The organism is Xylanibacter rodentium (assembly GCF_013166575.1).
Classification (GTDB): Bacteria; Bacteroidota; Bacteroidia; order Bacteroidales; family Bacteroidaceae; genus Prevotella; species Prevotella rodentium.
In genome coordinates, this window is sequence record NZ_JABKKE010000005.1 from 1 (window position 1) to 21,065 (window position 21,065).

Annotated in this window: 19 protein-coding genes; 6 read left to right on the forward strand and 13 right to left on the reverse strand. The window is 47.3% G+C overall.

All coding sequences use genetic code 11. The features are described from left to right. Positions 1 to 523 precede the first annotated feature (523 nt). Positions 524 to 940, forward strand: a complete 417-nt coding sequence (locus tag HPS55_RS04010) for an HU family DNA-binding protein (protein ID WP_172176018.1) — start codon at positions 524 to 526, stop codon at positions 938 to 940. An 80-nt stretch (positions 941 to 1,020) separates the two neighbouring features. Here HPS55_RS04010 and queF read toward each other — a convergent pair whose 3' ends face one another. Together queF and HPS55_RS04020 are read right to left on the reverse strand one after the other, a co-directional pair. After that, entirely contained in the window at positions 1,021 to 1,488 is a 468-nt protein-coding gene (gene queF, locus HPS55_RS04015) for a preQ(1) synthase (RefSeq protein WP_172176020.1), read from the reverse strand. A 173-nt stretch (positions 1,489 to 1,661) separates the two neighbouring features. Beyond that, positions 1,662 to 2,345: a queuosine precursor transporter gene (locus HPS55_RS04020; protein WP_172176022.1), complete on the reverse strand. Its 684-nt coding sequence runs from the start codon at positions 2,343 to 2,345 to the stop codon at positions 1,662 to 1,664. 268 nt (positions 2,346 to 2,613) lie between these two features. Between HPS55_RS04020 and HPS55_RS04025 the strand changes: the two genes are divergently transcribed. Together HPS55_RS04025 and HPS55_RS04030 are read left to right on the forward strand one after the other, a co-directional pair. Next, complete coding sequence (locus tag HPS55_RS04025) at positions 2,614 to 3,159, forward strand: DUF6978 family protein (RefSeq protein ID WP_172176024.1); 546 nt, start codon at positions 2,614 to 2,616, stop codon at positions 3,157 to 3,159. Then, entirely contained in the window at positions 3,156 to 3,947 is a 792-nt protein-coding gene (locus HPS55_RS04030) for a DUF1828 domain-containing protein (RefSeq protein WP_172176026.1), read from the forward strand. Before HPS55_RS04025 ends, HPS55_RS04030 begins: the two co-directional genes overlap by 4 nt. Positions 3,948 to 4,056: 109 nt before the next feature. Here HPS55_RS04030 and HPS55_RS04035 read toward each other — a convergent pair whose 3' ends face one another. The 4 genes from HPS55_RS04035 to HPS55_RS04050 all read right to left on the reverse strand — a co-directional run bounded on the left by HPS55_RS04035 (position 4,057) and on the right by HPS55_RS04050 (position 8,785). Continuing rightward, on the reverse strand, positions 4,057 to 6,048 hold the full coding sequence (locus HPS55_RS04035) for an Ig-like domain-containing protein (protein ID WP_172176028.1): 1,992 nt from the start codon (positions 6,046 to 6,048) through the stop codon (positions 4,057 to 4,059). A gap of 4 nt (positions 6,049 to 6,052) precedes the next feature. After that, positions 6,053 to 6,304 (reverse strand): hypothetical protein, encoded by a 252-nt coding sequence (locus tag HPS55_RS04040; RefSeq protein ID WP_172176030.1) that lies wholly within the window; start codon positions 6,302 to 6,304, stop codon positions 6,053 to 6,055. A 37-nt stretch (positions 6,305 to 6,341) separates the two neighbouring features. Continuing rightward, positions 6,342 to 6,632, reverse strand: coding sequence for a hypothetical protein (locus tag HPS55_RS04045; protein WP_172176032.1), 291 nt, complete (start codon positions 6,630 to 6,632; stop codon positions 6,342 to 6,344). Between the two features lie 824 nt (positions 6,633 to 7,456). Beyond that, on the reverse strand, positions 7,457 to 8,785 hold the full coding sequence (locus HPS55_RS04050; RefSeq protein WP_172176034.1) for an ATP-binding protein: 1,329 nt from the start codon (positions 8,783 to 8,785) through the stop codon (positions 7,457 to 7,459). Positions 8,786 to 9,014: 229 nt separating this feature from the next. On the opposite strand from HPS55_RS04050, the gene HPS55_RS04055 reads away from it, so the two are divergent. After that, entirely contained in the window at positions 9,015 to 9,224 is a 210-nt protein-coding gene (locus HPS55_RS04055; RefSeq protein WP_172176036.1) for a hypothetical protein, read from the forward strand. A gap of 31 nt (positions 9,225 to 9,255) precedes the next feature. After that, positions 9,256 to 10,929, forward strand: a complete 1,674-nt coding sequence (locus tag HPS55_RS04060; protein ID WP_410543855.1) for an alpha-L-fucosidase — start codon at positions 9,256 to 9,258, stop codon at positions 10,927 to 10,929. A 68-nt stretch (positions 10,930 to 10,997) separates the two neighbouring features. On the opposite strand, the gene HPS55_RS04065 is transcribed toward HPS55_RS04060, so the two are convergent. The 7 genes from HPS55_RS04065 to HPS55_RS04095 all read right to left on the reverse strand — a co-directional run bounded on the left by HPS55_RS04065 (position 10,998) and on the right by HPS55_RS04095 (position 18,429). Continuing rightward, positions 10,998 to 11,990: an AMP-binding protein gene (locus HPS55_RS04065; protein WP_172176038.1), complete on the reverse strand. Its 993-nt coding sequence runs from the start codon at positions 11,988 to 11,990 to the stop codon at positions 10,998 to 11,000. 55 nt (positions 11,991 to 12,045) lie between these two features. Next, positions 12,046 to 13,077 carry an o-succinylbenzoate synthase gene (gene menC / locus HPS55_RS04070; protein WP_172176040.1) on the reverse strand — a complete coding sequence of 344 codons (1,032 nt, stop codon included), beginning with the start codon at positions 13,075 to 13,077 and terminating at the stop codon, positions 12,046 to 12,048. A gap of 21 nt (positions 13,078 to 13,098) precedes the next feature. Continuing rightward, entirely contained in the window at positions 13,099 to 13,917 is an 819-nt protein-coding gene (menB, locus tag HPS55_RS04075; protein ID WP_172176042.1) for a 1,4-dihydroxy-2-naphthoyl-CoA synthase, read from the reverse strand. Positions 13,918 to 14,040: 123 nt separating this feature from the next. Further along, a complete protein-coding gene (gene menD, locus HPS55_RS04080; RefSeq protein WP_172176044.1) occupies positions 14,041 to 15,780 on the reverse strand; it encodes a 2-succinyl-5-enolpyruvyl-6-hydroxy-3-cyclohexene-1-carboxylic-acid synthase in 1,740 nt (579 codons plus the stop codon). 64 nt (positions 15,781 to 15,844) lie between these two features. Continuing rightward, entirely contained in the window at positions 15,845 to 16,963 is a 1,119-nt protein-coding gene (locus HPS55_RS04085; protein ID WP_172176046.1) for a chorismate-binding protein, read from the reverse strand. A 2-nt stretch (positions 16,964 to 16,965) separates the two neighbouring features. Continuing rightward, positions 16,966 to 17,388, reverse strand: coding sequence for a PaaI family thioesterase (locus HPS55_RS04090; RefSeq protein WP_172176228.1), 423 nt, complete (start codon positions 17,386 to 17,388; stop codon positions 16,966 to 16,968). Between the two features lie 60 nt (positions 17,389 to 17,448). Beyond that, entirely contained in the window at positions 17,449 to 18,429 is a 981-nt protein-coding gene (locus HPS55_RS04095; protein WP_172176048.1) for an ROK family protein, read from the reverse strand. A gap of 841 nt (positions 18,430 to 19,270) precedes the next feature. On the opposite strand from HPS55_RS04095, the gene lysS reads away from it, so the two are divergent. After that, positions 19,271 to 20,998: a lysine--tRNA ligase gene (lysS, locus tag HPS55_RS04100; RefSeq protein ID WP_172176050.1), complete on the forward strand. Its 1,728-nt coding sequence runs from the start codon at positions 19,271 to 19,273 to the stop codon at positions 20,996 to 20,998. Positions 20,999 to 21,065: the final 67 nt, after the last annotated feature.

A 21,065-nucleotide genomic window follows, 5' to 3' on the forward strand; every position in this document is an offset into this window, starting at 1 on the left:
ATATAAAAAGTCAATTATTTAAATATCATACAGTTATTGCTAAATTTAATGCTATTTTGATACTAAAAATGAACCACAAATTATGGCCACCCTACCCAAAGGGGCGCATCCATCCTAAGCGCGTTTATCCTATGTCCGTACGATAATGTAGTTTAATTTTGTTAACCAACTTAGTTTAATCTGTTGACTGTCTTATCTGTCCAAAAAACCGGAATTATATTTGGGAAAAGGCTGAATTAAATAGTAAAATAAGTTATGTTATATGATAATATAAGTTATGTTAGTCATCAATATAACTTATTTTACTAAGTAATATAACTTATTTTACTAAGTAATATAACTTATTTTACTAAGTAATATAACTTATTTTACTAAGTAATATAACTTATTTTACCTCATAAAATTCATCCCATGGAACAATAATATGCCCGCTCGGACGTTATATAAACTAACGGCATACATCTTAATGAACAAAGATTGACCATATTTTTTAGTAAGTTTCAATACTGACATATTTAATATCATGGCATTACAAATAAGATTATTTCAGAACAAGGACAGCCGCAAAGAATATGGCGGCAAGTGGTACGGACGTGTGGTCAGCACAGGAGAAGTGGACACACGCACACTCGCACGAAACATCAGCGAGAGTAATTCAGTGACCGAAAGCGATGTAAAAGCAGTGATAGCAGCTCTTGTGGCGGAAATGAAACGCCAGATGCAGAACGGAAAGACCGTGGTACTTGACGATTTCGGACGGTTTCACCTGACGGTGCAAAGCGAAATGACCGACACAAAGGAGGAATACAATCTGAAGAAACACATCAGGCGGATAATATGCAAGTTTACTCCATCGGCCCGACGAAACCAGCTTACACATCGGCTGGAACGTGAGATGTGCGACGGCGTAAAACTCAAAAGATGGCAATTTGACGAATAAAAGGTAAGATGGCGTGCAAATTTAGAATCTGCACACCACCCTGCCATTTGACAGTCATACACAATATGAAAGTCACAGCCTCATAAAACCTGATGCTCCATAAGGCGCTTTTCGGCCAACTGCTCATATTTGGTGCCCGGCCGGCCGTAGTTGGCATAGGGATAGATGCTGATACCGCCACGCGGAGTGAAGATGCCCGTCACCTCTATATATTTCGGATTCATCAGTCTGACAAGGTCTTTCATGATAATGTTCACGCAGTCTTCATGAAAGTCGCCGTGGTTGCGGAAACTGAACAGATAGAGCTTCAGGCTCTTACTCTCCACCATACGCTCACCGGGCAGGTACATTATCTTTATCTCGGCAAAGTCGGGCTGTCCGGTGATGGGACACAGCGATGTGAACTCGGGACAGTTGAACTGCACCCAGTAATCATTTTCAGGATGTTTGTTCACGAATGTCTCGAGCACCTCGGGAGCATAGTCCATGAGATACTTGGTTGCGGAACCGAGAGCGCTGAGGCCCTCGGATTTTCTGTTATCGGTCATTGTTTTTAGTTTTGTTATTTGAGAAGTCATATTCAAGACTAAAGAAATCTTTATCTTTCAGAATGGTATCTTTTTCGGAAAGTGCAGCAAAATACAAGTTACATGAATCACGTTTTGCCACACTCTCATGATTACCCGCATAACATCCCTTTTGGGGATTAACTAGGAGTGCCCTACTTAAAGGAAAACACATTATAGTCTATGTCCTTATCGTAAACATCCTCGCCCTCGTAGCGCTTTGTGTGACGCACCACACGTATGGTGACGGGCAGCACAACAATCTCATACAGCGTCTTGAGCACCACCTGCGATATGATGAGCGACGGCATTTCGCCAAGCGGCACAACTCCCGAAAGGGCCAACGGGAAGAATATCAGCGAATCGGCCGTCTCGCCGAACACCGTACTGAGGATGGCACGTGCCGAAAAATTACGGCCGCCCGACGACACCTTCATACGGCTCATTACATAGGCATTGATGAACGATCCGACGAGAAAAGCCACAAACGAGGCTGCGGCAATGCGCGGTGCCAGGCCGAATACGGCATGAAATCCCTCGTCGCCATCCCAATACGGAGCACCGGGGATGGCATCGGCCACAGCTCCGAAGAGCACAAAGAGGAAGTTCATGGCAAATCCCGTCCATATCAGCATGCGTGCACGGCCATAGCCCCACACCTCGCACACGCAGTCGTTGATGATATAAGAAACCGGAAATACGAGCAGTCCGCCGGTAATGTTTACCGGACCTAATGAGATTTGCTTGGTCTCAAGTACGTTTGCCGTAATCAGGCAAACGCAAAAAAGTATGCCGAACAACATGAACAGCACACTGACGTGTTGATTGTCTGTTTTCATTTTCTTGTTTTTTTAAGGAGGTTAGACAAGCACTCCATCATTACTTTATATTCCCACCGGCTGCCGGAAACAGGAAGCTCGTAGGAAATGCGGCTGCAAAGTTACATAAAATAAGTCAAATAAAGACCGAAAGAATGTTTTATCATATACTTTTCTTCTTTATTCTCAATATTTTAGCTGTTTCAAGTATAAACTCAAAAATTATCGTTATCTTTGCAAGATAAAGCATACCAAATGCGATAACATAATTTTCACGTAAACAATGACCATGACTGTAACGGAATTTACTTTCAAACAAGCAAAAGATTTAATCGCCACTCCGAAAGTTGTTTTGGAAAGCGACGGAAAGACAGCATGTTCATTCAAACAGATAGACTGTATTCCCGGATTACGGGAAAATATCATACTACGCTCCATTGATGCAGAATTTTTCTTCGTATGGACTATCAACAGAAGTGCAAAAGAGTTGATAAAACTTAGCCTGCACGTTTTAGAGAAAGATTCTCACATTGGTATTTTCCGTGTCGATTATGTATCAGATGAATCCATACATCACAACCCGACAATATCTACCGAAAATGTCCCTGACGAACTGAAACCGTTTACAGGCAAAGATATTATCGGTCCGCATGCACATTTCAACGTGCTTGGATATAAAACTTTGCAGTGGGCTGTGCCTTTGGAAGACATCGACTTTAAAGTAAAGTCAATCGTAGACAGTCTGAGTAATATAGATATTGCTTCGGCAATCAAATGTTTTGCTAAATATATAAATGTAACAACGCCTATAGTGGCACAACAATATATTATATGAGTTGGATAGAAGACAGAATTACAGACTACTACAAGTGGGTGCGTGAACGTGTAAAGGTTCGCACAGATGAAACCACAGGATGGAGTGTCATATCCACTCCTTTCTTGGGGGCCTACAACGACCCTATCGAAATTTTTATTCGTACAAATGGCGAGAATATAGAATTGAGCGATGACGGAGTCATATTTGACAATTTACGCCAGTTGGGAGTAAACGTTAACCGCTCCTTAAAACGCAAAGAATGGGTTGAGTATATTCTTCGCAATTATGGAGTGACCATTGAAGACAACGAGCTACGCGCAACTGCCACTTTGGAAAATTTCCCGCAAAAGAAACACAGTCTGCTATGTGCCATGTTGGAAATATCTGAAATGGAAGTGTTGGCTCAAAATAATGTTGCTACAATATTCAAAGAAGATGTTAAAAGTTTCTTCGACAAAAACGATCTTGTATATACTCCACAGTTCATCATGAAAGGAAGCACCGGCATCGAATTTACGTTTGATTTCCAGTTTGCCGGTAGAAAAAAAGAGACCGTCGTAAAGTCTTTCAATACTCTTAACAAAATAAACGTACCTAATTTCCTTTTCACTTGGGAAGACATCAAGCCTGTACGCGAAGAACAAACCGGAAAGGAAGTTAATAGTTTGGCTATAGTAAACGACGTGGCCATGAAATTGAAACCTGAATATATTACTGCTTTGGAGAAATACGGATGTATATATGTTCCATGGAGTAAAAAGGATTCTTCCGAAACAATAAAACTGTTTAAGGAGTTGGTGGCTTAAATGCTGCTATATGACTACACCAAAAAGACTGCATCTTAATTTTGCATTACGATGCAGTCTTTTTGTTTCGATTGAACAAGCTAAAAAACAGTTAACACGTATTTAGCTATCATTTTACCAATATCTTTTTTATTGCTCCATTTTTAAATTTCACAATATTCAAACCTTTTTGTGGCTTAATAAGTCGCAACCCATCAATAGTATAAAACCCATCCACTTGTTCGTTATCGGAAATATTGATATTTTCTATACCGGACAAAGTCGTAACATTAACAGTACAAACCGCAACAAAACCACCGTCAACAGTTGTAGCTATAACAATAGAAACACCATCATCTAAAGCCACAATCGTACCATTGTCAGATACGGTACATACATTTTCTTTTGAACTACTCCAACGTACTTCTTTATTTGAAGCATCTTCCGGTTGTATCGTAGGTATTAGCTTAACAACCTCACCAAGTTTACTTAATACCACATCATTCTTATCCAAAATAATACCTGTCACAGGTTGAATGACTGTAACTTGACAAACATCATTTATACCTTCGTTTTCTTCAGATTTACACATTATCATTGCCACTCCTGCCTTCTTGGCAATGACAATACCATCTGTACTTACAGTTGCAATATCCTCATTGTCTGAAGTCCACACAACCTGTTCATTATCAGCATTATCTGGTAATATTGTGGCTTTCAGTTGTACACTATTTCCTGTTTTAACTGTCACTTCATGTTTATCCAACTGAATATCAGTTATAGGTTGCAATACATTAACCGTACAGTTTGCTGTATAACCGCCATTGATACTTGTTGCGGTAATTACACAATGCCCTTGTTTATAGCCACAAACAACTCCATTCTCATCAACTGAAGCTACACTCTCATCATTGCTTGACCATACGACAAAACTATCCGACGTTTCTAGCGGTAAAGTTTTCGCTATAAGCTGCACATTTTCACCTATATTTATTTCCACTTTTTCATCCATTACCACTCCTGTTGTTTTATCGTAAACAATAATATCACATGAATCTTTCACACCATTGTTTGCTTCTGCTATTATTTTGGTTCTTCCATAAGCTTTTGCTGTAACAGTGCCATTTTCATCAACTGTAGCAATATTCTCATCTTCACTTCGCCATGAATATGCCTTATCATATGCTTCATCTGGATAGATTGTTGCTGCCAAATTGGTAATCTCTCCCACATGAAGATACATCATTTCAGCATCTATTGATATAGAGTCCACATCAAGCATTTCTTTAATTGTCATATGTCCAAAACATGACTCCTTGTATTTATCAACAGTACCCTTCGGTACATAAATAGTACCTTTCCATTTGGTCAATGGATATTTAGGATTCGTTGTCTCATTTCGCACATTTTGCGGTTCTTTAATATAACTGACAACAATCATATTTACATCAGAAATCGCATCTGTTTCTACAGCCTCCATCGTACTTGGGAATGTTACAAATTCAAGTTTTCGTCCTCCTTTTCCAATAGGATACCTTGATCCTGTCTGCAAATCCTGAAGCAGAAGACGTTTTAAACCTTCTGGAAGATATAAATTTGTGGCTATAGATTTATATCTAGATGCATTAGAAATCAGACTCTGACCCAGCCATGACATATCAAATTCGGTAATTGAACCATTTACAATAAGAGTATCAACTTCCAATGTGCATTTTCCGGTAGTACTTCCAAAAGTAGACCAATATGTATATTCCTTTACTGAAGGCAAAGATAATTTTCTAAAATATCCAAAATCACCCCACATATTCTCTCCAAGCACATCATCTGTCGTTTTGTATTTTGGATCATCTCCATAAGTTCCACCTCCTGCGACTATACGTGTACCTGACAAATCCAAATCCACCAAAGCACGGTTTGTATTTAGAACACGAAGAAAAACAATATCATCTGCATTTATAAAACCTGTAACTTTTAGTTTCTCAACCGTCTGTTGGTCTCCATAATTTATTTTACTTGACAACCCACCGGGAGTCTGGTTATCTATTGTCATTGATATCGGCTGAGCTTTCATGCAAAGCACAACAAATAAGAACAAGAACGAAATTAATATATTCTTTTTCATTACCTTATTTTTCTAATTCAAAAAATTGTGATAAAACCCCACTTAACTGCTCTTTGGCACAACTTACTCCTACACCCGTTCCATCCCTAAGCAAGGCGATATAGGTGTTATAACCTAATGACCCGTCCTTGTCTGTAGGATAATTTGACAAGTCTTTAATTTTCATTACACTCTCAGGCAACACCATTTGTGTAATGTCAAGGTCTGGAACCGCATTTAAACGTTCTACCAATTCTGAGGTCAGTAATAGTTTCATATTTATAAGCATTCAAATTATAGTTCAACCAAGAATATCAACAAACAAAACCTTTCGTTGTAAGCGCAGCAAGAATATTATCTACATCAGCGTCGGTAAAAGTCTTTTTATCATCTATTTCTTTAGCCATACCCAGAAGTTCGGCACGATGCTCTCCTTCATATTTTTTATAAGCTAAAGTAATCAGTGCACATATTACATAGGCTTTAGTCTCCGGATGCTTACCAATCCCTGCATCATAAAAACTTGCATTTGCAAAACCGAAATCGGCTCTGGCACAACTGAAAGCATCACACATCAGATGCTCAAAAATCAAACGGTAGTTCATAACTATTACTATTTAAATACTCGGTAACTCCCAAATCCGACCTTTTAATTTAAATTTGGATTACATATAATAAAAAAAGACGTGGGAATTCTTACCATCACTCGCTCCACATTCTGAGGCTCTCGCATTGCCCGGTACAGTTGAACGAGCAACGCAGAAGCCCACGCCAGATATGTAAAGCTACACCTTTCCATCGGTATACTATAAAAGTACGCCAAATAGTAAAGTGTGCATATAACACATCCCGTTGGGCATCTACCGCTGCCATGTCCCTGACTGTACCAAGAAATTTGCGAGATTTCAGAACGTCAAGCACAAAGCGTAGTAAACGCCTTATCTATAATATGTGTCGTCCCCACCCTTTCACCTTGTAGGCTTCTGCTGTGGGAATAACAATGCAAAGGTAACAAATTTATCTTTTACCACCAACATATTCGTTGATGTTATTCTCTTTTTTCTCCTTTTAGTCACAATATAGTTGATTTTACTTTTATATGACAACAATAAAATATAACCAATCTATATATTATTCTCACCAATTTACCACCGAGCCATTATCACCAATCAAACACACCTTGTCACATAAAAAAAGCTAAAGATTATTCTAAAAAAAACGTGTTTTATTTTTCTCGAAATAGGAAAGCAGGGAGGGCCTCCCTGCTTTCCTTACACGTCACCATTGCGGCCTTATGAGCGTAACTATCTGATTATCAACACCCCTATTTTCACATGAAAATCGCATATTTTGCGTCGTCGGGCAGAAATGGCGGCTCGGATAGCGTTTAATTATTATTAAAGTAAAAATGTTTCATATGACACTAACATCACATATCCTCCAAAGTAAACAGACGTGGTTCAATCTTATACTTCGACAGGATGCTCGCCTTTACGCACTCTACCTTCTCCATAAATACTTTATGGTCGTAGTTGCGGCGCTGACGCTTCACTTCTGCAACCAGCGCTTTCTTACCCTCGGCAGAAATCCCGATTATATCTATTTCGTTCGCTTCCTTACCTCTCTTGCGTTCCCACCATGAGCCGATGGCAGAATATTGGAAACTCTCCATCATCTTCAAACGGAAATACTTTTCAAGCATCAAGCCGGAGAATGTGGTGTAATCATCCTCGATAATCTTGCGAAGAAACACAAAGTTTCTGATTTCCACTATCGACTTGTTCTTGTCATAGTACCGGAACCAGAATTTCAGAAAATTATCGTCGATGTCATACCGTATGCTGTGCGTTCCCTCCTTCGACATAATAGGCCTATGCCGGGTGATGAGCGAATAGTCTTCGATAAGTCTGCGCAATTGCCCGCCGGTGCTGATTCCTCCCAACGCCGCCTCTATCGCGGTCTGAGTGTTTATGCCGTATGCAATGCAACTGAGTATGGAAAAATATACTCCATAATCCTTTCCGAACTCCTCGATAAGTATATTCTTCCCCTCGTCAGTGAAAGGAGAATTGTCGCGCACCATATAGTCAAGCATCCCGCTGATGGACAAATCAGTATTCTCACACAGCAACTCGATATATTTGGGCACACCTCCGGTAAAGGAATAAAGCGCAAGCAACTCGTCGTTATCGTATCCGGGACGATAGTCGTGCATTATTTCTTTCAATGTCTCGGTGCCGAATCCCGTCAGACGGATTATGTTATCGGCACGGCCAAACAGCGGTTCCTTGTATCCCTCGAAAATCTTACGCATCATCGAGAACACCGAACCCATGAGAATCAGATTAAGATTGGTCTGCTTACGGTATTGGTCCCATAGGTTCTGCACGTCGCTATATACCGACGGATTGACGTATTCAAACTCCTGAAACTCATCAATTATAAGATTGAATCTTCGTGTTTTGGCCAGTTCCAACAGCATCACAAACAGCGAGCGGAAAGTCTTTATCTCTGATGGCACATAAGTACCAAGCACCGAAGATATAAGCTGAGAAAACTCTTCGCACAGCGCCGCCTCGTTCTTCCTGCTGACAAAAAGATATACCGACGTCTCCCCCTTGGTCGCCTCGACCGCAAGAGACGTCTTGCCGATACGCCGCCGGCCCGTGATGACTGTCATTCGTGAATGACTGTCGAACGAGAGCTTCTGAATACGTTGCAGCTCCTTTATCTCGGATGTACGATTATAGAATTTCATAAGATTCAATTTAGTTACCGTCGTAACTGTTACGGCGGTTACAAAAATAATAAATTCCGTTGGATTGACAAAACAAAAGCCTGTTTTTATCCATAAAGTATCACATTTTCAGCTCTTTTGCCCCATCCCAAACGCGCTTTATACGTCCGGCGATGCGGTAATCTCAAGAATTTCATGTAACTTTGCATGTAATAAAAACAATCTGTAATCTACTAAAAAATCATCAATTATGCGCAACATCACACAACGCATCGCCTTGACCGCCGCACTCACTTTAGGCCTCGGCATGCAGGCCGGAGCGCAATCATCTTACCGTGAGGACTTTCTCAACCCGAAAGACGAGCACCGCTCGCTGATAATATGGCAATGGATGTTCACCGCCGAATCACCCCTGCTCCCATCGGGAATGATGGGGCCGGTGACGCTGGCACTGGAATGACAAACCTATTTAAACAATCATAACCATAACAATGATGAACAAGACAATGTATTCTGTAATCACCTGCGCATTGTTGCTTACGGCCAACACGGCACAGGCACAGGACTATCAGTTGAAAGTGAGCGAGGCACAGCAGCCGATGGACAAGGGAAAATATGAACCCACGTGGGAATCGCTGCGACAGTATGAGACGCCCGAATGGTTCCGCAATGCCAAATTCGGCATCTGGGCACACTGGGGCCCGCAGTGCGTGGAGGGCTCGGGCGACTGGATGGCCCGCGAAATGTATATGGAAGGTACGGCCAAGTACAATCACCACCGCAAGCATTACGGCCACCAGTCGGAATTCGGATTCAAGGATGTGCTGCCGCTGTTCAAGGCCGAGAACTGGAATCCGGAGAAGCTCGTACGGTTCTACAAGGATATAGGCGCCGAGTACTTCTTTGCATTGGGAAACCACCACGACAACTTCGACTTGTGGGACAGCCAATATCAGGAGTGGAACTCGATGAACATCGGTCCCAAACGCGACATCCTCGGCGAATGGGCGGCAGCAGCACAAAAGGCGGGCCTGCCTTTCGGCATATCATTCCATGCCGACCATGCGTGGATGTGGTATGAACCGTCGCGACGCTTCGACCTGAAAGGCGATATGCGCGGTGTGAAATACGACGGATGGCTGACCAAAGAGGACGGATACAAGCCCAATGCCGACGGTACGGAAAAGTGGTGGAAGGGCCTCGACCCTCAGAATCTGTATGCCCAGAACCACGACATGAGCAGCAAGATGTGGGATAACGGAGGCATACACAGCCAGTGGGGATGGGCCGGCGGCGCCATAATGCCCACCGAGGAGTATGTAACCAACTTCTACAACCGCACGCTCGACGCCATCAACCGCTATTCGCCCGACCTTATCTACTTCGATGTGACGGTGCTGCCGTTCTATCCAATAAGCGATGCGGGAATGAAAATCACAGCCCACATGTACAACCACCATCTCAAGACCAGAACCGCTACAAGGATTAAAAACGGAAACAATCCCGACCCGGGAGTGGTATTCGGCAAGATTCTCAGCGATAATCAGAAAGAGGCACTTGTGTGGGATGTGGAACGCGGAGCGCCAAACAAGATTATGGAGCGCCCGTGGCAATGCTGCAACTGTCTGGGCGACTGGCACTACAACACCTCTACATACGAACACGGAAGGTATAAATCGGCCGCCACAGTGGTGAAACTGCTTGTAGATATCGTCAGCAAGAACGGAAATATGCTGCTCAGCGTGCCGCTAAGAGCCGACGGAACGTTCGACGAAAAGGAAGAAGCCATACTGAAGGAGTTCGGCGCATGGATGAAAGTCAACAAGGAAAGCATAGTAGGCACGCGGCCGTGGCGCACCTTCGGCGAAGGTCCCATCGCCGACAGCGACATCGCCATCAATGCACAGGGCTTCAACGACGGGCAGTACACCAAAGCCGGTGCCGACGAGATACGGTTTACGAGCAAAGGAAACGTCATATATGCTACGGCTTTGGCTTGGCCGGACAACATGACAGTAAACATCCGTAGTCTCGCAACCGAGAAAATAAAGTCAATAGAACTGCTCGGCTACGGTAAGGTGAAATTCACCCAGACAAACGACAAACTTACCGTTCCTCTGCCGAAGAAGGTCAACACTATTGCACCGGTACTGAAGATAAGATAACAGAAAAGGCAAAATGTATGGTTGCGACGATATGCCATAGCCCGCAACGATACATTTTGCCTTTCATCTTATCTTTCACTTTGCATTTCCACCGCCATCTCTTCCGCTCTCTTCCTCGCAGGCTTGCCTGTCTCCGTCATCGGAACGGCGGCAACAGTGATGTAGTGCTTTGGCTGCCAATAGCACGGCAGTACACGACAGCATATATCGCGCGCCATATCAACATCGTCCGACTGCATGAGCAGCACTATAACCTCGCCGAATTTTGAGTCGCGGCGACGTGTTATCATATACGGAAACGGCATATGCGGCTTCAACGCACGCTCAACTTCCTCTATCTGTATCTTAACTCCACCGCTGCAAATCACGTTATCGCGCCGGCCGATGATGCGGAAACGGCGACCGTCGGCATGAATCTCAGCCCGGTCGTTGGTCTCCAAAACTGTAGAACAAACCTCGGGAGCGTCTATCACCAGACATCCGTCAGCGTTCAGACTGACACTGACCGTGTCAAACGGCGTATACCATTCACCGGCTTCCGAACCGCTTAGCCGGCGCAATGCTATGTGCGACAGGGTCTCGGTCATGCCGTATGTGCTCCACACGGCATTGGGAAACGCACGGAGTTCTGCCGCCATGGCTTCGTCAATGGCTCCACCACCAATTATCAGATTGCGCACACGCATGAGCCGCTCACGTTCCTCCGGCACTCGCAGGGTATTGTAGACCTGCATCGGAACCATGGCAGCAAAATCCAAGTACATGTCCGGTTCAGGTAAAGCTGAAAGCGGATGTCCCGTCGGTTTCACTTCTACAAGCCGCAAACCGCATGTCAGCGCCCGCACCACCATCATTTTGCCTGCAATATAGTCGAGCGGCATACAAAGCAGGGCCGTGTCGCCCGGTTTAAGATCAAGAAACGAGCACGTAATGCGCGCCGAAGCCTCCATGCGTCGTTTGTCCACCCACAGCGGTTTCGGTGAGCCTGTCGATCCGCTCGTGTGAACGAGCACACAATCAGAACCTTTATTCCATTCAATCAAAAAATCCTCAAGCCGCATAATTACTGATGTATGTTGAAGAGATACGGATGGTGAATATATCGGACCATTTGTATCATTTCACACACCACAATCTTTCACCTCTCACTTCGAGCGGCATCGGGATGTTGTCTGTGAAAAGCTGTCCCGTGCCCAATCCCTGCGGCATTCGGATATCACGGCCATAGACATGTGCGGTCAGCTGAGCTATGGCGTTGAGACCCACATTGCTTTCGAGCGCGCTCGTTATCCATGTGCCTATATCCTTGGACCGTGCGGCGGCAATCCACTCCTCCGTACCGCGCATTCCGCCGTGCAGCGACGGTTTAAGAACGATGTAGGCCGGCTTTATCACATTGAGGATATGTGCTTTCATGTCAGGCTGATTCACACCTATAAGTTCCTCGTCGAGAGCTATAGGCAACGGAGACTCACGGCACAACTCGGCCATATTGCCCCATTGACGCGGCGCGATGGGCTGCTCGACGGAATGTACGGCATATTGCGACAGCAGTTCCAGCTTGTAAAGAGCCTCGTCAAACTTGAATGCACCGTTGGCATCAAGCCGTATCGTCATCTCACGGTGGGAGAAACGCCCACGTATGCGGCGCAGCAAATCCAGTTCGCTTTCAAAGTCTATCGCTCCTATCTTGAGTTTGATGCAGCGGAATCCCTGTTCTATCTTGGCTTCCATACGGCGCAACATCTCATCATGACTGCCCATCCATACAAGGCCGTTGATAGGTATGCCCGCCTCGCCACGGGCGAACGGAGTGTCAAAGAGCGCCGTGCTGCCGCTCTCGAAGTGGCACAAGGCCGTCTCCAGTCCGAAGAGCATCGAGGGGTAAGGGCGCATCAGAGCATAATCTATCCCGCCACGCTGCTCGAACATGTCGCACAGCGCGCGCAGCGTCTTGCCGTATTCCGGAATGTCGTCGCAACTCAATGCCGGCAACGGCGCACACTCGCCCACTCCGCGACGGCCCGGCTCATCGGGCGATGTGAGCTCGACAAACCACGACTTGCGTGTGGTGTATACCCCGCGCGACGTGCCGGCAGGCTGCTTGAAACGGAACACACGCTCTGTAATGTCTATCTTGTATTTCATATCTTTCTTTTATGCGGCGGTTTACGGCATCTTGGGATATTTCTTGAAGTCGGGCTTGCGTTTCTCAAGAAAGGCACGGCCGCCCTCTTGAGCCTCGTCAAGGAAGTAATAAAGCATCGTCGCGTCACCGGCCAGCTCCTGTATGCCCGCCTGACCGTCAAGCTCGGCATTGAGTCCGGCCTTTATCATACGCAATGCCAACGGGCTTCGCTCCATCATAGTCTCGGCCCACTCTACACATTCGTCTTCAAGACGGTCAAACGGCACGACCTTGTTCACCATGCCCATGCGCTCGGCCTCCTCTGCTGTATATTGACGACAGAGGAACCATATCTCGCGGGCCTTCTTCTGACCTACTATGCGTGCGAGATATGAAGCGCCGAAACCGGCATCAAACGAACCTACCTTCGGGCCGGTCTGTCCGAAGACGGCATTGTCGCTGGCAATGGTAAGGTCGCACACCAGATGCAACACATGGCCGCCACCGATGGCATAGCCGTTGACCATGGCTATGACAGGCTTCGGCAGGCGACGTATCTGCATCTGCACGTCGAGCACGCTAAGGCGGGGCACACCGTCACCGTCGATATATCCGCCGCGCCCCTTAACGTTCATGTCGCCGCCCGAGCAGAAAGCTTTGTCGCCGGTGCCTGTAAGAAGCACCACGCTGATGTGCTGCATCTCGCGGCAGAGCGAGAACGCCTGCGACAGTTCCCATGTTGTCTTCGGGGTGAAGGCGTTGCAATAGCGCGGACGGTTGATGGTTATCTTTGCTATTCCGTTGTATTCTTCAAACAGGATTTCCTCGAAATCACTGATTTTCTTCCATTCTCTGTTCATCTCAAGACTAAATTAAGTATACTATTATGATGCAAAAGTAATATTTTCGATTGACAATAAAGACATGAATACATGTTTTTCTTTTGGCATAGGGACATGTGTTTGTATAGAAAAAACATGTCTCTATGTCAAACACAGCTTGAAAAGGGAATAATACTCACGCATCACCGCCGCGTCCTCCTCTGCATCGGTGAAGACCTCGAACAGAAGCGGACGGTTGGTACCGCTGTACAGGAATGTCTCCATGTGACGTGAAAGCTCGCCGGCATTGCGTGCCGAAAGATAACCGATATCGTGAGAGTCGCAAATGCCATGGGCACTGGCATTATGACCGGCTGCGATGAAACTGTCACGCACGGGCGAAGTGTCAAGTCCCGGCAGCTGGTGAAAGATGCCCCCGCCACAGTTGTTGAGCAGAAGAACGCGCAAATTGCCGCGCAGACACCGGTTCCAAAGAGCGTTGCTGTCGTAAAAGAAGCTCAAATCGCCTATGACACAAAACGTCATACCGGCATTTGCCACAGAGAAACCTGCCGCTGTCGACAAAGAGCCCTCGATGCCGTTGACACCCCGGTTCACATATATATAATGGTCGGCATAGATGTTTCCAAGACGCACTGCCGAACTGTTGGCATAATGCACATGGCAATCATAATCAACATCACCGAGCATTGACTCAAACAGCCGTACGGCCATCATCTGCGAGTAGCGCGGCTCAAACGTCGCGGCATGGCCGGCAGCGGCAGAAAGCGCAGTCCGCCAACGGTCAATAAACATCCCCCGGCGCTTTGAGACACCGGCACCTTCGGTCTCCTCACAGAGAATACGGGCATCCTTGGCACCAGCAATATAAGAAGCCACAGCACCAAATACGACCTCCGCCGGCAAAGCCATTACAACAGTCTGGTTCATGAACGTGTCGTGAATCTTGCCGTCAGCGCTCACCGCCCATGTCTCCGCTCCCGACGCACTGCGCAGGAATCTTTTCAGACGTTTGCTGACAATGGTGTCTCCGGCATATAAAATGAAGTCGGGCATATAGTCGGGATTCGTCCCCACAGCATGCAGAACTTCGTCAAAATGCACCACCCCGTCACCCGGACAGAGCGGCTCGCGCAACACAACGGCATGGCGGCCCAACACTCTCAGCGCATCAGCCAGACCGCCACAGCAGGCATGACGGCCGACAATAACCATCGGACGCGCAGCTTCAAGAAGCCTTCCGGCCACCATGCTCACCTGTCCGTCAGACATGCCGCAAGGCTCCAGAAGCCTGACGGCATGCACATCGGGCAATTCGCTGACAGAAAATTCAAACAGCGGTTCGCTTACCGGAACGTTGATATGGACAGGACATCCGACAGCACGCCCCGCAGCCATCATGGCTTCGTTGACCAAACGTCCGCAATACCAACAGCCGGCTTCGTCACGATGCGGTTCCGGTCCGCCCGACAGAGGCTCGGGCAGAGTAACACTACAGCCGACGAAACATCCCAAGGCGCCTGCCTGCGGCAATGTCTGCCCGTCGAGCTGGCCTATCCACGCCTGCGGGCGGTCGGCCGATACGACAACGAGCGGAACATGCAAATGGAAAGCCTCGGCCACGGCGGGCATCAGATTGAGCAACGCCGTGCCCGACGTGACACATACAGCCACCGGACATCCCGTAGCCAGAGCCATGCCGAGAGCATAGAATCCGGCCGAACGCTCGTCGGTGACGGGAAAGCATTGCATGTCGGGACATTCGCTGAAATTGTGCACAATAGGCGCGTTGCGCGAGCCCGGGCACACCACTGCCCTGACCACACCATGCCTGACGAGCAGCGATGTAAGTATGTTTATGTTATCCTTGTTGCTGTACACTGTTGAAAAGATATGTGGTAAGAATTAAAACTATATGATAATGTCAAGACAGAACGGTGCAGAACTACAGACAAGAACCGTCGAACAACCTCAACATCGTTTCCATCTTGGCCTCCGTCTCACACCATTCCTGCTCCTCTACGCTGTCTTTCAGCAGTCCGCCACCGGCATACAGGCGATAGTGGCGGCCGTCAACTATCTGCATGCAGCGCAGAGAGACGTACAGATGAGTGGCCCCGTCGTGGCACAACGGTCCCATGAAACCGCTGTAATAACGGCGGTCGGTATGCTCATGGTCCACGATATGACGATACGTCTCAGTCTTTGGCAGTCCGCAGACGGCCGGAGTAGGATGCAGAATATCCAGGAGACTGCCGATGCGCGAGGTGTCGGCAAGCTCAAAAGTGAAGTCACTGCGCAGATGCACAATGTTGCCCGCCCGCACTGTCCGCGGACCTTCCTCACGGCAGGCACCGGCAAAACGCTTCAGGACATCGGATATATACGTGGCCACATAGCGCTGTTCCTTTATGTTCTTGGTGCTCCAGAATATTCCAGACGCAGCATCGTCAACCGATGCCGACGGAGGATTGTCGAACCCGAGCTGACTTTCATCCAGTTTCATCGTGCCGGCAAGAGCCACCGTGCGCCCCGTGCCGCAACTGCTTTCAAGCAGAATCTCGGGTGTGGCAGCAAGCCACATGCCACTTTGCGGCGTGGACACAAGCACGACAAACATGCGGGGATACATGCGGCAGGCACGCAGAAAGAGCCCTTCTGCATCCATTTCGTCAACAGTCTCCACACCGGCACTGCGGGCAAGCACTATCTTACTGAACTCACCCGAAACCAACATTGAACGGCACGATTCAAAATCCTTGGAATAAACCGCCTTGTCGCTGTCCATCCCCGACACACCGGATGCCGATCCGCCCGCCTGCCGTGATGCCGTACAATGACCCGTGCGGATGTGCTCCTCCTCAGGCACGGCCCTCTCCTCCACCCTGTCGGGATGAATGAGCAGCACCGGACAGCCGGACGATACGCTGAAAGGAGCCAGCACAAAACCGTTGCGTCCGTTGAGCCCGGTACAGGAAGCCAGCCGTTCGGGCTCACCTTCGGTCTGTACCATGACGGTATAGCGGTCGGCATATGGCAGTCTGTAATATGCAAAAGATGCCATGCTCACACCACTCTCGGCTTTATTGAAACGGCATAGTTGGTCACGCTGACCGTCGATATTATCTCGCCTGCCGTGTTGGTCACTTCAACATTCCACACATGGAACCTGCGGCCACGGTGCACTATGCGCGCCACGGCAGTAATCTCGTCGCCTTCCGATACAGCCTTGACATGGTTGCCGCTCACATTCACACCCACGTATTTCTCGCCCGGACACAACGCCAATGAGCCCAACCCGGCCAATGTCTCTGCCAATGCCAGTGTGGCACCTCCGCTGAGCACCCCGAAAGGCTGGCGCGTGCGCCCGTCAACGGCAAGGCGACCCATACAGGTATCGGGATCGGATGTGGAAAAAAACTTCATGCCAAGCGTGGTGTCAAGTGTCGGCCCGCCACGAAAACCTTCCAAAATATTGTCTATGTCCATACACTTCCAGTCAGGAACTGAATCAACAGCCATTGTGAAAAGCCCCGTTTTTATCAGCTATTACTTAAATAATGAATATTCCTCAACCTCCCATGCCATAACACTTGCACCAAGAATATCGCGCTCACGGTTGTCCAACGTCGAGATAATAAGACTTACCTTGCCACGTATATTGTGGAAGACATGCGAATCAAACGATTCCTTGGCCGGCCCCATAAGCCACTTTCCGGCCCTCGAAACCCCACCGGTGATGATTATGGCCTGCGGATTGACCAATGTTGCAAAATTGGCCAGACCGATGCCAAGATAATATCCCGTACGGCGATATACCTCAATGGCCATTTCGTCACCCTCATCACAGCATTGAGTGATGATTTTCGGTGTAAGTTGTCCGACACTCCTCATCATTGACGGCTTATCGCTCCCGGCCATAAGTTCCCGAGCTGTCTCTACTACGCCCGAAGCAGCCACATAGCGCTCCAGACATCCACGCAGTCCGCAATTGCACGGACGGCCTCCGTCCTCCACGCATACATGGCCTAACTCACCCGCAAAACCACTGTATCCCAGATGTATCTTCCCGTGCGACAAGAAAGCGCTGCCCAATCCGCTGCCGATAGTAACCACACCGAAATCGGACAACCCATGACCACTGCCGAAAGCCTGCTCGCCCAATGCCACGGCATGACTGTCGTTACCCAAAGCCACAGCCAGACCGAGCCTGTCGCGCAACATGGCAGCAAGCGGTATCACACCATGCCACGGCATGTTGGGGGAATTTTCTATGCATCCGGTCTTGAAGTTTCCGCTCGGCGCTGATATCCCGATGGAACGCACTTCGTCCATACTGCAATTATCCTGTATCAGGTTCACAATCCTGTCACAAAGCGCAACCACATAAGAATTGACGTCGGGGTAGTCTATTGTACTGAAAACATCCTTGGCTATTATGTTGCCACGAACGTCTATTATGGCATAAGTGGTGGTTTCAATACTTATATCGATTCCTATTACTTTGTTTTTCTTTGCTCCGTATAACATATTTCAAATAAGCAAGATTAGTTAACAACCATAGTTATCCGTCTGCTATGACTGATTACAAACGGACTTCAAAAATAATTAATTCTCCTGATATAAAGAATCACACATCTGTTTTTTGTATTGTTTTAACAGAAATTAATTGTTCGCACCGATTCGGCCGAGCCTCTGTCTGACGGGAATCAAAAACAATACCGGCCTAAAGACCGTCAATGCAGTCATTATATACAAGAATGTCTGGCAGCATGCCGGCCACCATACCACACTTGACGATACTATTAGGAATTATTCCGACAAAACACTTCGTCATACATCACAAGGCCATCTTTAGTTGTATATGGGCCGAAAAACAGCGTTTTTTCATTAGAACAGGAAACACTGACTATCAGACAGTTACAGAAGCATAGGCTATAAGTGCCTTTTCTGGAATGCAACCAAAGCGCTTTCGGAATGCGATATAGGCCATATTGCATTCCAATATAGGCCATATAGGGTTGTCATTTGGGCCGTTTCGCATTGCAATAAGGGCCATATTGCAACCCGATATGGCCTATATCGCATTATGAAACGGCCCGAAATGCAGTACAACCACCCTGTAACGGGCGTAAACAAAGCCTGATTAGACACTATATTTTTCTATTTGAAGAAAAAAGAAATGCGTTTTTTTAAGAAAAAGAAAGACAGCGAACAAGAATACATATCCACCGACATTCACAATACAGGCACAAAAAACTTTCGCAGGCATCAAACAAATAATAAAACAAGTTGTAAAATAGTGCTTATTCAGAATTATTTATTAAATTTGCACCCACAACGGAATATATATTCGATATTTTCAAGACTTATGAACGTTTTAGAGTTAAGTGAACAGGAAATTGGCAGACGCCAAAGCCTTCAGGAACTGCGCGAGATGGGCATCGATCCGTATCCCGCAGCAGAATATCCCACAAACGCTTTTTCCATTGACATAAAGAATGAGTTCAATGACGGGGACAAGCCGCGTCAGGTATGCATAGCCGGCAGGCTGATGAGCCGTCGGGTAATGGGCAAAGCCAGTTTTGCCGAACTTCAGGACTCCAAAGGCCGCATACAGGTTTATATCACCCGCGACGACATTTGTCCTGGCAACGACAAGGACATGTATAATAAGGTGTTCAAGAAACTGATGGACATAGGCGATTTCATCGGTGTGCGAGGATTTGCATTCCGCACCCAGACCGGTGAGATTTCTGTGCATGCACAAGAGCTTACCCTGCTGTCAAAGAGCCTGAAGCCGCTGCCAATCGTGAAATACAAGGACGGAGTGGCCTACGACAAGTTCGAAGACCCCGAACTGCGCTACCGCCAACGATATGTAGATCTGGTGGTCAACGAAGGCGTGAAAGACACTTTCGAGAAACGTGCCACCATATTGCGCACAATGCGTCGCGTGTTTGACGATGCAGGATTTACCGAAGTTGAGACGCCAATACTCCAGCAGATAGCGGGAGGAGCCAGCGCCCGTCCGTTCATCACTCACCACAACGCGCTCAACACAGACCTCTATCTGCGCATCGCCACGGAGCTTTATCTCAAGCGTCTCATCGTAGGCGGATTCGAGGGTGTATACGAAATAGGCCGAAACTTCCGCAACGAGGGCATGGACCGCAGCCACAATCCAGAGTTCACCTGCATGGAACTGTACGTGAGTTACAAGGACTACAACTGGATGATGTCGTTCACAGAGAAGCTGCTCGAAGAAATCTGTATCGCTGTCAACGGTTCGACAGAAGTGAAGATAGGCGACAACGTGGTGAGCTTCAAGGCGCCCTACCGTCGTCTGCCCATCCTCGAAGCCATCAAGGAGAAATCAGGCTACGACCTCGAAGGAAAGAGCGAAGAGCAAATCCGCGAGATAGCCAAGTCGCTTGGCATAGAGGATACCGATATTATGGGCAAGGGCAAGCTGATTGACGAGATATTCGGCGAGACTGCCGAAGGCACGTTCATACAGCCAACGTTCATCACCGACTATCCGGTGGAGATGAGTCCGCTGACAAAGATGCACCGCTCCAAGCCCGGACTGACCGAGCGTTTCGAGCTTATGGTGAACGGCAAGGAACTGGCCAATGCCTACTCTGAGCTGAACGACCCGATAGACCAGGAGCAACGCTTCATCGAACAGATGCGACTGGCCGACAAGGGCGACGACGAGGCTATGGTTATCGACCACGACTTCCTGCGCGCACTGCAGTACGGCATGCCGCCCACAAGCGGTATCGGAATCGGAATCGACCGTCTGGCAATACTCATGACCGGTCAGCCAACTATACAGGAGGTGCTGCTCTTCCCGACAATGAAGCCGGAAAAGAAAGCCCCACGCAGTTCGGTGGCCGAATGGACAGCTATCGGTGTGCCCGAGGAATGGGTGCCGCTGTTCAACAAATGCGGCTACTATCTTACGTCGGACATCAAAGACCTTAACCCGCAGAAACTCCAACAGGACGTATGCGGAGTGAACAAGAAATACAAGCTGGGACTGGAAAACCCGAAGGTTGACGAGTTTGCGGCATGGATTGAGAATACAAAATGACGGATTAGGAACTTCGGATTACGTGACAAGACGGCCTGATTCAGTAAATATGTGATTGGCCGCATGA